The sequence below is a fragment of the Bifidobacterium simiiventris genome, from assembly GCF_019331715.1.
In the GTDB taxonomy this organism is placed as follows: domain Bacteria; phylum Actinomycetota; class Actinomycetes; order Actinomycetales; family Bifidobacteriaceae; genus Bifidobacterium; species Bifidobacterium simiiventris.
The window spans coordinates 82,249-97,061 of the sequence record NZ_JAHBBG010000006.1 but is presented as its reverse complement, the minus strand read 5'-3'; the positions used below and the strand labels follow the sequence as shown (position 1 = coordinate 97,061).

General features: G+C 62.3%; 14 protein-coding genes. 10 read left to right on the top strand and 4 right to left on the bottom strand.

Going from position 1 to position 14,813, the window contains the following annotated elements; translation table 11 throughout:
- Positions 1-53 precede the first annotated feature (53 nt).
- Both nrdI and KIH76_RS07490 read right to left on the bottom strand, forming a co-directional pair.
- Entirely contained in the window at positions 54-536 is a 483-nt protein-coding gene (nrdI, locus tag KIH76_RS07495) for a class Ib ribonucleoside-diphosphate reductase assembly flavoprotein NrdI (RefSeq protein WP_214373580.1), read from the bottom strand.
- A gap of 229 nt (positions 537-765) precedes the next feature.
- Positions 766-1,065, bottom strand: a complete 300-nt coding sequence (locus KIH76_RS07490; protein WP_219070059.1) for a glutaredoxin family protein — start codon at positions 1,063-1,065, stop codon at positions 766-768.
- A gap of 329 nt (positions 1,066-1,394) precedes the next feature.
- On the opposite strand from KIH76_RS07490, the gene msrA reads away from it, so the two are divergent.
- The 8 genes from msrA (at position 1,395) to KIH76_RS07450 (ending at position 10,210) form a co-directional block, all read left to right on the top strand.
- A complete protein-coding gene (gene msrA / locus KIH76_RS07485; protein WP_219070057.1) occupies positions 1,395-2,348 on the top strand; it encodes a peptide-methionine (S)-S-oxide reductase MsrA in 954 nt (317 codons plus the stop codon).
- 465 nt (positions 2,349-2,813) lie between these two features.
- Positions 2,814-3,707 carry a tyrosine-type recombinase/integrase gene (locus KIH76_RS07480; RefSeq protein WP_169171433.1) on the top strand — a complete coding sequence of 298 codons (894 nt, stop codon included), beginning with the start codon at positions 2,814-2,816 and terminating at the stop codon, positions 3,705-3,707.
- A gap of 340 nt (positions 3,708-4,047) precedes the next feature.
- Complete coding sequence (locus KIH76_RS07475) at positions 4,048-4,899, top strand: tyrosine-type recombinase/integrase (protein ID WP_219070055.1); 852 nt, start codon at positions 4,048-4,050, stop codon at positions 4,897-4,899.
- A 198-nt stretch (positions 4,900-5,097) separates the two neighbouring features.
- Positions 5,098-7,161 carry a hypothetical protein gene (locus KIH76_RS07470; protein ID WP_169171431.1) on the top strand — a complete coding sequence of 688 codons (2,064 nt, stop codon included), beginning with the start codon at positions 5,098-5,100 and terminating at the stop codon, positions 7,159-7,161.
- A 3-nt stretch (positions 7,162-7,164) separates the two neighbouring features.
- Positions 7,165-7,827 (top strand): ATP-binding cassette domain-containing protein, encoded by a 663-nt coding sequence (locus tag KIH76_RS07465; RefSeq protein WP_169171430.1) that lies wholly within the window; start codon positions 7,165-7,167, stop codon positions 7,825-7,827.
- Between the two features lie 138 nt (positions 7,828-7,965).
- Entirely contained in the window at positions 7,966-8,490 is a 525-nt protein-coding gene (locus KIH76_RS07460) for a hypothetical protein (RefSeq protein ID WP_236036894.1), read from the top strand.
- Positions 8,487-9,428 (top strand): ABC transporter ATP-binding protein, encoded by a 942-nt coding sequence (locus KIH76_RS07455; protein WP_169171429.1) that lies wholly within the window; start codon positions 8,487-8,489, stop codon positions 9,426-9,428. The genes KIH76_RS07460 and KIH76_RS07455 overlap by 4 nt, the downstream gene beginning before the upstream one ends.
- On the top strand, positions 9,425-10,210 hold the full coding sequence (locus KIH76_RS07450) for a hypothetical protein (RefSeq protein ID WP_169171428.1): 786 nt from the start codon (positions 9,425-9,427) through the stop codon (positions 10,208-10,210). The genes KIH76_RS07455 and KIH76_RS07450 overlap by 4 nt, the downstream gene beginning before the upstream one ends.
- A 441-nt stretch (positions 10,211-10,651) precedes the next feature.
- On the opposite strand, the gene KIH76_RS07445 is transcribed toward KIH76_RS07450, so the two are convergent.
- Together KIH76_RS07445 and KIH76_RS07440 are read right to left on the bottom strand one after the other, a co-directional pair.
- A complete protein-coding gene (locus KIH76_RS07445) occupies positions 10,652-11,848 on the bottom strand; it encodes a histidine kinase (protein WP_236036893.1) in 1,197 nt (398 codons plus the stop codon).
- Positions 11,824-12,522 carry a response regulator gene (locus tag KIH76_RS07440; protein WP_169171522.1) on the bottom strand — a complete coding sequence of 233 codons (699 nt, stop codon included), beginning with the start codon at positions 12,520-12,522 and terminating at the stop codon, positions 11,824-11,826. Before KIH76_RS07440 ends, KIH76_RS07445 begins: the two co-directional genes overlap by 25 nt.
- A gap of 325 nt (positions 12,523-12,847) precedes the next feature.
- Here KIH76_RS07440 and KIH76_RS07435 point away from each other — a divergent pair, with 325 nt between their 5' ends.
- Positions 12,848-13,735 (top strand): ABC transporter permease, encoded by an 888-nt coding sequence (locus tag KIH76_RS07435; RefSeq protein ID WP_169171427.1) that lies wholly within the window; start codon positions 12,848-12,850, stop codon positions 13,733-13,735.
- The gene (locus KIH76_RS07430; protein ID WP_219070053.1) at positions 13,732-14,802 is read left to right on the top strand and encodes a hypothetical protein; all 1,071 of its coding nucleotides are present in this window, start codon (positions 13,732-13,734) and stop codon (positions 14,800-14,802) included. Before KIH76_RS07435 ends, KIH76_RS07430 begins: the two co-directional genes overlap by 4 nt.
- Positions 14,803-14,813: the final 11 nt, after the last annotated feature.

The window sequence follows — 14,813 nt, the reverse complement described above, 5'->3', positions numbered from 1 at the left end:
TCCGTTTTTCACTAGGACGCGTACCTCTCAGCGGGAAACGGACGCGGATCCGGCTAGCCGAGCTCGCCGAGGGTCGAGAAGAACCGGGAGAGTCCGTCTCGCGTCTTGCGCACGTCCTCGGGGGTTCCCATGAGCTCGAATGTGAACAGCAGCGGCACCTTGCATTTCGCGGAGACGATGCGGCCTGCCGCGCCGTACGCTTCGCCGAAGTTCGTGTTGCCGGAGGCGATCACGCCGCGGATCCATGCACGGTTGTCCGGATCGTTGAGGAACCGTTTGACCTGCGGCGGTACTGCCTTCGCGACGACCCCTCCGCCGTAGGTCGGCACGATCAGCACGTACGGCTGGCGTACGGCGAGTGGCTCGTCACCGGGGCGCAGTGGGATGCGGTAGGTCGCGATGTCCAGTTCGTCGAACCGGCAGCTTTCCACGAACCGGGTGGTGTTCTCGGATGCGGAGGAGAAGTAGACGACCGCGCCGGCATGGCGTTCATCTGATCGAAGTTGATTGCTCTGTGATGATGCTGTGCTGCTCATGTGATGAGTTGATGGGTCGGTGATGATCGTGCCGAATTGGTGTGCGGAGCGTGATCGTCGGGATGATATGTGATCACTCGGTGATTGGTGATCAGTTATTGATGATTGCGTCGTGCGACGGATGGCGGGCTGGTGGCGCGGGACGGGGATGCGTTGCCGTGTATCCGGTGTTCGCGATCGGCGGGGTATGACGCGACGATGACGGGCTGTATGTTTCGCTTGCGGCCGGCTATGCGGCCAGCACGCGCTGATCGGCGGTCGACGCCGAAATGATGTCATGCTCGGCGACGGACTGGGCGGCGATCGACTTCGCCAGCGTTCGGATCAGATCCGGGCGATATCCGGTCCAGGAATGATCCGGGGCGATCACGACCGGGGCCTGCTTGAAGCCCGCACGCTGCAACTGCTCGAGCGTGGAGGGGTTTTCGGACAGGTCGACGGTCTCGAACGGGATGCCGAGCTTGGTGAGCTGGCGCTTGGTGGCATCGCACTGCGGGCAGCGCGGCTTGGTGAAGACGGTGACGGTCATGGTTGCCTCCATTTCGTATCGAGTGAGTCCCGTGTACCCCTGTGGTTCGTTACGCGGTCGGTGACAGTTGACCAATAGTACAACTCGATGTTTCCTTCGTAACCACTAGTTCTTGTGGCGTGTCGAGCGTGTCGGCACTAGATGTAGTGGTTGGAATCGTGTCGGCAGTAAGTGTGTCGCATGCAGACGGCGGCTGTCCGGTCGGCTGGAACTCGTCATTGTCAGATAAATCACATTGTCTTTTCGTGGTGAAAACCGCTCACTGAACGTGTGCTCGGCGAGCGGTTTCTGCCGCGCGGCGATACGGAGCGTGGGGTAACGTAAGCCGCATGAGCGAGAGCAATACGCAGACGGCATATTTTGCAGGCGGATGTTTCTGGGGATTGGAACGGTACTTCCAGAATGTGGATGGCGTGATCGACACAACGGTCGGTTATGCTCAGTCGCGAACGGAATCGCCCACCTATGAGCAAGTGTGCTCAGGCGATACTGATGCGGCCGAAACCGTCAAAGTTGTTTTTGATCCTGAGCGAGTTACCCTGCGCACGTTGTCGCTGCTGTTCCTCGAGATCATCGACCCGTTCTCCGTCGATCGGCAGGGTGAGGACCGCGGTCGCCAGTACCGCACCGGCATGTTCTACACGGACGACTCGCAGCGTGCGGTATATATCGCCGCGCTTGAACAGCTGGTCGACCGTCAGCCGCAGCGTCCGGCCGTGCTGATCGAGCCGCTGCGCAACTTCTATCCAGCTGAGGATCGTCATCAGGACTATCTGATCAACAATCCCGGCGGTTACTGTCACATTCCGATCGCTGCGATCGCGAATGTGAAGAACCGGCAAAAATACGTCGAGAAAATCTGGGATCTGACGCTCGAACAGTTTGCGGTCACTCAGCTTGCCGCCACCGAACGACCGTTTGTGAACGAATATGATCACGAATTCGAGCCGGGTATCTACGTGGACATCGTCAGTGGCAAGCCGTTGTTCTCGTCGCGTGACAAGTTTGATTCCGGCTGCGGCTGGCCCGCGTTCAGCAAGCCGATCGATGCGGACTCGCTGACCGAGCACGAGGACCATCGCATCCCGGGGCGCGATCGTATCGAGGTGCGCACCGCCGAAACGCAGCTCCATCTCGGCCACGTATTCACCGACGGCCCGGCCGACCGCGGCGGCCTGCGCTATTGCATGAACTCCGCCGCGCTGCGGTTCGTCCCGCGCTCGCGCATGGCCGAAGAAGGCTACGCCGCCTGGCTCCCCGCCGTCGACGGCGAGGAGCGATAACGGCTGCGGCTGCGCCGATTCGTTTTGGTCCATTCGTCCGGAGCCGTTTATGGGCGCAGCCGGATCCCGCATCTGCGTTGATGCCGCATGGTGCCGCCTCGGACGGACGGTGCCAGGACGAGAAAGGCCTTTGGAATCATTGAGATTCCAAAGGCCTGTATCGTGCCCCCCGTGGGATTCGAACCCACAACCCACGAATTAAACGAATCGGATTCCGGTCATTCGATAGGGGCTTTCTTATGTTGTGAGACCAGTGTACAGCACTTGGAACCGTTGGGGTTTCAGCGGGACTGACCGGTCCCTTGAAAGCCCATACGGCCGTAGGCGACACGCCCGTCCTTTTAAGCTTTTATTTAAGCGGATTGGACGAGGGGCCGCCGCGGCGCCTTCTCGGGGCGGTCCGGCATGGTGTCGTTCCCCGCGTCCGGCGCGGTTTGCCGGGGTCGCAAAAGGGAGAACGCGATCATGGAGTTCAAAGATCGCCGGCAGCCGCCGGACAGTTGGATACCGTGGCTCGACCAGTGGGTCGCGGATATGCGCTTCCGCAATCTGAGCGAGCGGAGCATCGGATACTACTGGTACAAGATCACCGATCTTGCCAGGCTGACGAACAAGCCGCCGTGGCAGATCGTCCAGGCGGATCTCAAGTCGTACATCGTGCGCCCGCCGTCGAACGCGGCCCGCCGCTCGACGATGAACGCGGTGCGCAACTTCTTCGGCTGGGCCAAGAAGGCCGGCCTGCGCGCCGACAATCCCGCCGAAGACCTGCCGCCCATCAAGCGCGAGACCCGTCACAAGGTGCCGGCCCCGGAGACCGCCGTCGGCCAGGGGCTGCATGACGCCGACCGGCAGACCCGGCTCATGGTCATGCTCGCCGCCGAGGCCGGTCTGCGCCGCGCGGAGATCGCGATCGTGCGCCGCGAGGACGTGACCGAGGACCTGTCCGGGCGCAGCCTGATCGTGCACGGCAAGGGCGCGAAGGACAGGATCGTACCGCTGACCGACGAGCTGGCCGACGCGATCCTCGCCTCGCCCAAGGGCTGGCTGTTCCCGCACGCCAGCGGCAAGGGGCCGGTGTGCGGCGACACCGTGTACCGCAGGATACAGAGCGCGACCGGCTGCTCTCCGCACACGCTGCGCCACCGATTCGCGACCGCCGCGTACATCAGCTCCGGCGGCGACATCCGCGCCGTGCAGGAACTGCTCGGCCACGAAAGTCTTGCCACCACGCAGGCGTACGTGACCGTCACCCCGCTCAACCTGCGTTCCGTGGTCAACTCCGTCAAGAAGTACGGCGAGGGCATGAACGTCGGGCAGGTCGTGTCCACCAGTGGCAGAATGATGCCGGCGACGGAATGACAACGTAAGCACAGGCGGTCTCTCCAAGTTATTGAAAGAGACTTGGAGAGACCAACGTTTCGTTAAACGATTAGATTTACAGATATTGTAAATGAACGGTAAACGTAGTCTAAACTTCCCGTGCAGGTGTGCAGATGGAATGGCTGTTAACGTTGTCATAAATGCGGTTCTACGCTACCGTCTTGTGCTTCGGGCTTGACGGAAAGGGAAGAGTATGGCCAGCAATGGCCGGCCCGCTTCAAGGACGAATCACCACACGCGCCGCAGCGTCGGCGACGACCAGATACCCGCACGTCTCTCCCTGGCCGTGCCGGCGTATCGGAAAGCAAGACGAGAGAACATGAGCAAGAAGAACATGATGCCCGAACCGTGGAACGACTGGGTCGACGAATGGTCCGCCGACATGCGGCTGCGCAGCCTGAGCGAGAACACCATCAACCTGCGCCGCTACCAGATCGGCGCGTTCGCCCGGCACACCGGTAAGCATCCCGGCGAGGTCACGGCCAGCGACATCCGAAAATGGCTCGGCCGCAAGGGACTGGGCAATGCGGCCAAACGCGGCGACCGATGCATGTTCTCCATATTCTACGGCTGGGCGCAGCGCAACGGGAAGCGCCTCGACAACCCCGTGGAAGGCATGCCGACCATCAAACGCGAACAACGCAAGAAGCGAGCCGCGCCAGAACAGGCAGTCCTCATCGGCCGCGACAGCAGCGACCCGCGCACCCGGCTGATCATCATGCTCGCCGCCGACGCCGGCCTGCGCCGAGCCGAAATCGCCCAAGTGCGCGGAGACGACCTGATCGACGACGAACTCGGCTGGAGCCTGATCGTCCACGGCAAAGGAGCCAAGGACCGCATCGTGCCGCTAAGCGACGAACTCGCTCGGGAAATTCGCCGCCGCGGACCGGGCTGGCTGTTCCCCGGCGAGAAGGGCTGCGACCACATCTGCGGCGACACCGTATACCGCCTCGTCAAGGACGCCACCGGGTATCCACCCCACTCCCTGCGCCGCAGGTTCGCCACAGCCGCGTACATCACCTCCAACGGCAACGTCATGGCCATCAAGGAACTGCTCGGCCATGAAAGCCTCGCCACCACGCAGAGCTACATCACCGTCAGCGGCCGCATGCTGCGCACCGTCATCGAGCAGGCCCGCGGATACGAGGCGCGCGGAACTGGCGACGGATAAAGAACCTTCGCTGGCAGTTATGCCGCAAGATCACAAGCGTAGAAACGCAGACTGACGGACGATGAGACTATACGGCTGTCATGCGATTGCATGACAGCATGTTGTCCGGCTTACGTGACGGCGCTATATATCGACTTATCACATGATTGTCGAAGGGGATTCATCTTATCCAAACGTTTCTAGAAAGGGGGAGGGGCTATGCGGAGTGGTTCCATTCGTCTTGCGTTGTGGATTGCGGCTTTCGTCGCGGTCCTGGGATCGTTTCTGATCCTGAATGCGTTGGATTTGTCGGCGCCTCTTGCGGTGCGGGCCACCGTGCAGGTGTCTGGGTCGTCCCCTCGGGTCAGGAGCGAGGAGACGATCGACGTGATATCCGAGGTGGCGCAGGCGAACAGGGTCAATATCGCCAAGAATGTCGCCGATGTGCAGGACCCCGGCGGGGCCAGGCATGTATATGTCGCCGTGGGCAATCCTGCTGGCGGGGCCGCGTCATGGATCAATCATGGTTATCCGTCGTTCAATACCTCGATGCGGACCACGGTCGGCCGGATGGGCGACTTGGCCGGCTCCGATCCCCGTGGCACGTACTACGTGTTCGACGGGTCGGCCACGTCGGCGGTAGACATGCAGCGTGAACTGCGAGATCAGGGGTACAGCGTTCTGGTCAAGACGAGCTTCCTCGGCTCGTATGCGCAATGGGTCATCGGCAGGCCCGTCGGGGTGAGTTTGGTCGTCGCGCTGCTGCTGTGCGCGACGCTCGCGGGCGGTTTCTCCTTGATGAACGCGAAGGGATACGCCGTACAGAGGCTCCACGGGGCGGGTCCGCTGGTGTTGATGGGGCGGGATGTCAAGGCCAATGCGGCCGCCTGCCTGCTGGGAATGTGCGTCGTGGCCACTGTCGTATGTGGGCCGGTGATGGCGTACAACCACGGGGCCCAGTGGAGTTTGTTCGGTATGCTGTCGGCCGTGATCTTCCTGGCCGTATGTGTGGTCATGGCGGCCGCCTATGGCGTGGGTTTCGCGATCGCATCCGCGGAACCGTTGCTGTCCGCGGTCAAGGGGCGGCTGCCCCGCAGGCTGCCTTCCATCATGGTGTATTGCGTCCGCGTGCCGGCCGTGTTCATCACCATATGGGCGGTGACCCTTCTCTTCACGGCCCTGGGCGACCTGCACAACCAGTATCAGGCCCAGGAGGCATGGCGGGACGCTGGCGGGGTTGCACAGGTGCATCTCAATCCGAACTTGTCGCCGGAGGAACAGGACGAATACAGCCGCAAAACCGGTGAATGGCTGGAACGGGCCGAGGACGAAGGACGGATGGTCCTGGCCCATGAAGACGATCTTCGGTTCATGGCATCCCCGGCGGACGACGGGCAAACGGTATCAGGCACGGTGCTGCTGGTCAACGGCAACTATTTGCGGCACCAGACGGTCAAAGACGATGACGGGCATCGCATGACGGCCGGCGGCGACGGTGTCACGGTGGTGATACCGTATGCCGCGGATGCGGCGACCACGAAAACATACGAGAATGCGATCGGCAGCTGGGTGCAATCCCGGACATCCGCCCGCGGCATCGCCGTCCCCGAGATCGATTACGTGCGCGGCGACAGGGGCCAGCAGCTGTTCGGCTACGGATCCGCCCTGCCCGACACCCCGGCCCTGTTCGACGACGCGCTGCTCGTCGTGGCCGACAATGATAGCGGACTGTTGTCCGCCGACGATTACGCCGCGTATGCCAGCCAGGGCGACGCGCTGCTGGAAAGCACACGATACGCGCTCGTCTCCTCGCGACAGGCCGGCTTGAAGGACTTCATCTTCGCCGTGAACGATGCCGGGCAAAGCGCCGCAGCGCATTACGCGCAGCTCAGGTCGGACCTGATCGTCCACGTATACAACGTCGCGATGTCCGTCATCGTCCTTATCGCCTCGGCCGTGGCCATCGCCCAGATCAGGGTCCGTGAACGCGCCCAGACCATCTTCGCCCGCTACATTCACGGATGGTCCTTCACGAGAACCCATCTGAGTCTGGTCATGGTCGAATCGGCGCTGATGGCCGCCCCGTGCGTATGGTTCGCGGCGCAGGCCGTTCGGGCCGCCGGGCGGACCGTAGTCTCATACGCCCAGAACGATCCGTCGCTGCTCGACGGATACCAGCCGCTCCTTGCCATGCTCATCGCCGTGACGAGTTTCGCGGTCTGCATGCTGTCCACCGCCATATACGTGCGCAGAAACGTCCAGGCCCACACCCGGGAGGAGTAACCGATGACCACCGCACCATCCGATCACACGCCGTCCACAACGCGGCTCGACATCAGGGATCTCTCCAAATCCTTCGGCAGCCACCTGCTGTGGAAGGATCTCACGTTCTCGGTCCGTCCGAAACAGATGATTGCCCTCACCGGACCATCGGGATCAGGGAAAAGCACCCTGCTGAACTGCATCGGACTACTGGAGAAACCGGACAATGGCGTGATCGAGGTCAACGGGCGAGATATCACCCGATACCGTTCCCGCGCCACGCGCCTGTTCCGGGAAAAGACGCTCGGCTATCTGTTCCAGGATTACGCGCTCATCGACAACGCCACCATCGAGGAGAACCTGAACGTCGCCCTGCTTCACCGTTCGGCGCAAGCAAGGAGAACCGCCATATCCCAAGCCCTGCGGCAAGTCGGCCTGGCCGACCGCGAAAAGGAGCCGGTCTACCAGCTTTCCGGAGGCGAGCAGCAAAGAGTGGCGCTGGCACGTCTTATCGTGAAAAACCCAGCGATAATACTCGCCGACGAACCCACCGGCGCCCTCGACCACGACAACGCCGACATGGTCATCCACACCCTGCGCGACATGGCCGAGCACGGCGGCGTCGTCATCATCGCCACCCACTCCGACCACGTCGCCAACGCTTGTGACGGCACCATCCAACTGTAATGTGCCGGCACAAGGGGATATCGCATGAGCAAGTTCCGCGATTGGGATTGATGTCATGCGATTGCTTGACAGCATGTTGTCCCGTCTGGCATGGCGATGCTATAGATCGATGTATTAGGTTGTCGAAGGGGATTCGTCATGGATGGTCGCACGATATCGGTCAGGCTTTCAGTCTGGTTCGAGGGCGTCAAGTGGCGTATCGCCAGTGGCCGGCGGGCGACGTTGCATTGGTGGTATCTGGTGTTGGCCGGCGTGCTGATCGCATGGCTGGGAGTCGCGGAGGTCGTGGCGTTGCCTTCGTATGGCGGGTATGCGCGGGAGGTGTTCTCGAACCTGTTGGCTGGAGTGCCGTCCGCGCCGCCCGCCGCCGTGCAGGTGACGGTGTTCCAGTGGTCGTGTTCGGCGGCCTGGCTGGTGTCGGCGTATCGGCAGTGGGCTCGTCGCCAGTTCGCGTGGATGATCGTGACGATGGTGTGCAGTCTGTTGTATGTGCCGTTCGTGGTTTATCTGGTGCATGAGGTGATGGACCAGCGTAAGGGGGTCGTCCGTTTGGAGGAGAAGCCGGCGGAACCGGATACCGTTGACGACGATGGGATGGCCGACGACGAGGCGGATGTGCAAGATTCGGAGCCGACGGTTCGTCACGACGAGGTTTTCTCATGAACGCCGCGGTCGAGGCCCGTGGTTTGGTCAAACGGTATGCGTCCGGTCCGACGGTAGGTCCGATCGATTTCGAGGCTTGGCCGGGTCAGGTGCTGGCGGTGGCCGGGTCGAATGGTGCGGGCAAGTCCACCACGCTGCGCATGGTGCTCGGCCTGTCCGCTCCCAGTCAGGGCCGAGCGTTGATTATGGAACGCCCGTACCGGCTGCTGGAACAGCCCGGATTGCATGTGGGCGTGTTTCTGGGTGGGCGTCTGGGTGACGAGTCGATGACGGGCGGCGAGTATCTGACGTTCATGGCCGGCATGATGGGATTGCCCGACGTGCGTCGTCGTGTGCGCCGCGTGATGCACGATTGCGGATTGGATCGCTGGCCGAAGGCCCGGATCAAGGGGTATTCCACGGGCATGCGCCAACGGTTGGGAGTGGCCGGGGCGATGCTCGCCGACGCGCCGATCATCGTGTTGGACGAGCCGTTCAACGGACTGGACATCGCCGGCAGGCTCTGGCTGCACGATTTGCTGCAACGATGGGCCTCTGCCGGCAGGACTGTTATTCTGGCCGCCCATGAGATCGACGAACTGCAACGCATGGCCACTCACGTGCTGATCATCATGCACGGCAGGCAGATGGCCTACGGTCCACTCGAACAGGTCATTGCCAATGGTGGTGGCGAGTCGGGAACCGTGTTCCGGTTCGCTCCCGATGTGAACGAAACCGGAAAAGCCCTGGTGCTGGATGATCTGACCGCGATGGGAGCCGACGTTCGCTCCTTGGAGAATGGCCTGTATTTGGCCCGACGGATGGATGCGGCCGACGTGTTCTCCGTCTCGGCCAGACACGACGTTCCACTGGTTCGACTCGACCACGTCGAGCCGACGCTGCGCGATGTGATGATTGGCATGATTTGCCGGTCGTCGGAAAAGGAAGGCACATCATGAACGGGTGCGGACAGTGTTTGCGACGCATGATACTGCTCATGCGTTACGTGGTATGCCGCCCTGCGCCGCTCATGGCATGGGCCGGGCTGCCGGTGGCGTTCACCGCGTTCGCCGCATTGACCAGCGCCTCCGTCCGGCTCATGTTCTCCTCCGATTCCAGACTCGATGGCCTTGCCACGCTCACGGGATTGGGGCCAAGCATCGCCGGGGCGGTCATGCCCATGAGCGAACCCGTGGCGATCATCGCGGCGCTGCTATCCGTCCGCGTCCTGATCAACACGGCCACGGCCATGCCATTGTTCCTGAGCGAACCGAAACGGACGCGACTGTTCCTGATCCTGTGTACCGCCATCGTCGCCGCCGGTTTCCTTGCATCTATAGTCGGAGGGCTTGCCGCGACCGGCGCTTCCCGTCTCATCCTCGGCTCCGTCGTACCGGCGCAGGCATGGCCCGCGCCGCTGTCCGTATCGTTGCTCCTCTGCCTCCCCGTGGCGCTGATACTTACAGGGCGCATGCTTGTCGCCGCCTCACTGTGCGTGGCCTTCAATTCGACTGGCAAGGGCGCGATCGCCTACATCGCCTTGTACTATCTGCTGCCCATCATCGCAGCGAACCTGCCGAACCCTCAGACATTGCACGAGTGGCTGCCTTCTATCGCCGGCACCGCCATACTGGACAAGTCTCCCGGCATGAATCCGACGCTGAGCGGGCTGATCGCATTGGCATACGTCATCATCGCGGTCATCGCCGCATGCACGGCCCAGACGCAAAGGGACGTCTAAAACCATGCAGAAGGAATCTGCCTATGTCTACGAAGATTCCTGTCATGCGATCGCTTGACATGATGTTGTGCTGTCGGCCGTTCCCTGATTGAATGGAAATCGCAAGAGAACCGAGTCCCAACGAAGGGAAGTGATCGCAATGGGAAAGTCCACTCCTAACACGTCGGTACAAGACGGCAACGCCAGACGATTGGTCGTTATCCTGCTGTGCGCATCCATAGCATTGCAGGCTCTCGCGTTTGCGATCCCGGGAGACGTCTTGAGTCTGCTCTGCCGAGCCGTCGGAGTGTTACTACTGGTCATGTCGTTACTTGCCGCTGTGAAAAGCAATGCTCGACAAAAGCCTCTCCTTGCGATAGGGATTGGTGTAGCTGCGGGTTTGGCGGCTATTGCGTTGGTGATTATGCTTCTGTAACCCAAGTTGCTGAACCTGCCGATGGTTCATGCCCTGTTGGGGATGGCGGCATCCAGCTGCCAGTGCCGCTGTTCCGTGCGGATGGTGAAGCTGCCGCCGGCTTTTTCGATGATGGTGCGGTAACGGTTGAGGCCGCTGCCCGATCCAAGTTTCCCGTCATGTTCGGAGGTGGTGTCGCTGACGGAGATGTGGAGTTCTTCAGTGTCGAAGCCGATGGAGACGGCGTACCATTCGGCCGGGTCGGCGTGCTTGGCGATGTTCGCGTAGAGTTCCGTCAGCAATCCTGTGAGCAGTCGCATCATGCCGGGGGAGAGCGGATGATGGAACTCGCCGAGCAGGTTGTCGCCGGTGAAGCCGAGCGATTCGAGTTTTGTCTCCTCGTCGTCGATTAGGGATTGCAGCTCTGCCTGTTGTACGGTAACGGGATCGTCAGATGGAATTGGTGCTGGTGTTCCGTCTTGCGATTCCGACGGTTCCAGCGGCGAATGCTGTTCTGGCTGTGTTTCCAGTGAGTCGATGACTGCGTGCGTGTGGGTCATGGCGCGATCGGCCGCGTCGCGCAGTTCCCGAAGTTGCCGACGGTATTCATGTTCGCCGGCGGGCATGCCGCTGGTCTCGGTGTGGTCGATGCGCAGGATGAGATAGGCGAGGTCGTTGCTTATGGTGTCATGCAAATTGCGGGCCGTGTCCTCGCGTTCCTGCTGGCGACGCAGCAGATACGAGTCATGATCGCGCTGGCGCATCATGTGCAGCAACAGACCGGTCACTAGCGGGAAGCAATAGAACGCGAGATTCTGCAATGTCGCCACCAGAAGACGGCCGCTGCTCGGTTCGACGCCGAACGTGGTGGAGATGAGCAGTATGCCGGTGGCGATCGCGCCCGACCAGGTGTCCAGATAGGCGAGGAATCCCGTGCAGGTGATGATGACGGCAAGCGGTGTGATCATCGGCATCGCCAGCATGAGTATCTCTCCGGCCACGAGCGCCGCCCACAGGAACCATTGCGGGCGGAACATGCTGCCGAGCAGACCGACGAGCGTCACCAGGACCAGTGCAAGATGCTGCACGTTCACCGTTGCGGCGGCATCCGTCGCGGCCCGGGTCATGTATTCCGCGATGAGGGCCGCAGCCAGCAGCACGCATGACGCCGCGATGACCGGATGGCTGTTATCCGAGCCCAGCCGTCCAATAAATCGACTTACAGCAGATCGTATCTGGCGCATGCCTCCAGCACCTCCTTGCGGCTGGTCACGCCGAGCTTGTCGGCCGCGCGATGCACGTACGTGAACACGCTGCCCTTGGCAATGCCCAACCGCTGTGCGATCTCGTCGGTGGTGAGGCGCTGCGCGTACAGGCGCAGGATGTCCTTCTCACGAGACGACAATGAGTCTTTCATGTCCTCGGACATCTTCGCCGGCACCGTACTGGACAGCAGCGCATGCGCCGATGCCGCGTCACTGAAGCCCGCCTCGGCCTGCGTGGCGGTCGGTTCCCCTGCAGCCGCCTGACGCACGGCGTCGGCGATGTCGGTCTTGAGTCGTTCCTTGGCGAGCAGCCCCTGCGCGCCTGCTTTGATCGCCTCATCCCGGTAGACGTCCGTCGAATACGAGGTGACGCAGATGACGCCCACCTCGCCCGTCCTGCGCCGGATGCGCCGGCACACGTCCGCGCCCGTGATGCCACCCAACGCCATGTCCAATACGAGCACGTCCGGCCGTGTATGCGCGTTGTGGCAGTGTTCGATCGCCACCGCCGGCGACTCCGTGCTCCACACGACGTGAAAATCCCGAGTCATGGCCGCGATCATCGCGCACATCGCATCCAATGCGAACGGATCATTATCCAACACGCCGATGCGGATCGCGTTCGCCGCGTCCGGTTTGTTCCCAAGTCCCATGACACCCACTGTACCGCCGGCGGCCATCGGCTCCCCGGTATGAAACGGCACCGCTGTCATGCGTTTGCTTGACATGATGTTGCGGGTGCGATGCGCAGGGGTATGTAATGCATTGAGCTGGCCGGATCGGTCGCTTCGGTATCGATCGTCAGGACGGCTGTCATGTTCCCGGCACAAAGTTGGAGGGCGTCGTATGGGTAGGTCATCTCCGAATGGGTTCCGTGTCTCCATTGTCGTGGTGTCGTTGCTGTTGGGTGTGTTGTCTTCGTTTCTTGCGTGGGCTGTGTATTGGAGCGTTCTTGATTGGCGTGGATCGCAATGGGGCATGTCCGATGCGAAGACGCAACTGGTGTTGACCGCCTCGGCGGATGCCGGGCACGACGACGGGAAGAGTCTTGAGGCGACTCGTGATCTGGCCGAGTATCTTTCCGGTCATGGTATTTCCTTGGTGGAGGGTTCCGTGGGGGACGGTTGGCCGGCGATCGTGTTCCAGTCGTCGGGGTCCTCCATCGGATGGGCCGATGCGCTTCCGCAAGAATGCCGGAACATGAACAGTCGCGTGGCCTGTGTGATCGAGTCGTCGTTCTCGGCCGGGCAATGGCGTGAGCATGGGGATGCACCGCTATTGCCCGCCGGGTTTTCCGTCGGCGGTGTCGTCAGGGTTCCGGGGGTGAACGTCGGCGGCAACCTGCAGTATGTGCTCCCGTTGGGGGCGGTCTCCCTGTTTCCCGGCAGCGTGTATGTGAACACGAGCGACCCGCAGCGGCTCCGGGAGATCTCGGACCTGTTCGCGCGCTGCGGCATGGACGTGACCCGGCCGCAGGAGCAGTCGTTGCGGTCGTCCCTCGCCGGTGACTCCTTCGTGGGCATCACCTTGCTGTTTCTGGCACTGGCGTTGGTCTGCGCCTGCGTGTGCGTCATGACGATGGAGACGGCGAGGAAGGCGGACCTGCATGTCAGGCGGCTGTTCGGCGCCACTGGCAGGCAGGTGTGGGCGGGCCGGGTGCGTGAGGCCGTTGTCCCGATCGTGGCCGGCGTGTTGGCGGGAACCGCGTTGAGCGCCGTGCTCATCACCGTGGTGTCGGGCAGGACCGGCATCGGCCCGGCGGCCGCGTTCGCCGCAGCTTTTATCAGCGGCACGGTCCTGACGGCGCTTGTGACGGCGTTGGCTGAATGGCTCGGCATACGATCGAATGACGAGGTGGAACGATGATCCATGAACTGATGACCGGCGTCCGCATGGGATTGAGGCGATGGGGGTCGATCCTCGGCATCACGCTCCTCGTCGTTTTTGCGGGCAGCGTGTTCACGATGACGCTCAGCGATGTGCTGACCGAGTCCAGCGTGATCGGCGGCGAGGCTCGTCTGCGGGCCGTCGACGCGGTCACGTTCTCCCCGCAATACCTCCTGCAGTCCCCGAGCAAGACGAGCCCCAAAGTGGCGGATGGCCTGCGGGACATGCTGGAGCAGGGCAGGGGGTACGCCGCGATCGTCAACAACATCGGGATCGACGATCCCGGGTTCGCCAACGGCATACCGGCCATCGTCCTGATGGGCAACGTCGATGACGTGTTCCCCCGGCTGGGTTTGTGCGCCCATGCGCCCTGCGCGTCCGTCGGCTACCGGGTGGACCGGGCGCAGGCGCCCGACAGCGTGCATATCGCCGGCGTCGACGTCAAGGTATCCGGCACGCTGCCGGCCTCGGCGGCCATATTCGACCCGAACACCGCCGGCATCAACCTGGACCGGACCATCGTCATCCGACTCGACCCGAGCTCGCTGAACCGGCTCAACGACATCGAACTCGAAGAGGCGGTGACCAAAACGGTCATGTTCGACCCGTCCCGGACCCAGCTCGACGGTTTCATCGCGGGAAGCCGCGACGCCGGCCTGATACTCGTGCCGCACCGGCTGAACACGGAACAGCCCCAACGCGACAGGGACCTCATCGTGCGCGCGCTGATGTACCTGCTTGGACTGTCCGCCTTCCTCGCGCTCACCGTCATCGTGATCATCCAATCATTGTCCGTGACCCTCGCTCGGGAGCGGCCGGCGATGCTCGTCCGCCGGCTCTACGGCGCCGCCGCCGTAGGCGAGGCGGTCCGCGTCGCCGGACTCATCCTCAGCATGCTGCTGCCCGCCGCCGTGGCATTGGCATGCTTCCAGCTGATAGGGGAACCGGTGGCCACCGCATCCCGGACGATGATCGCCGTCATCCTCGCCATGGCGATCCTGGTCTGGACGATCGCCGTGCGACGCGCAACCACCCACATCCAATGAAAGAAGCAGCG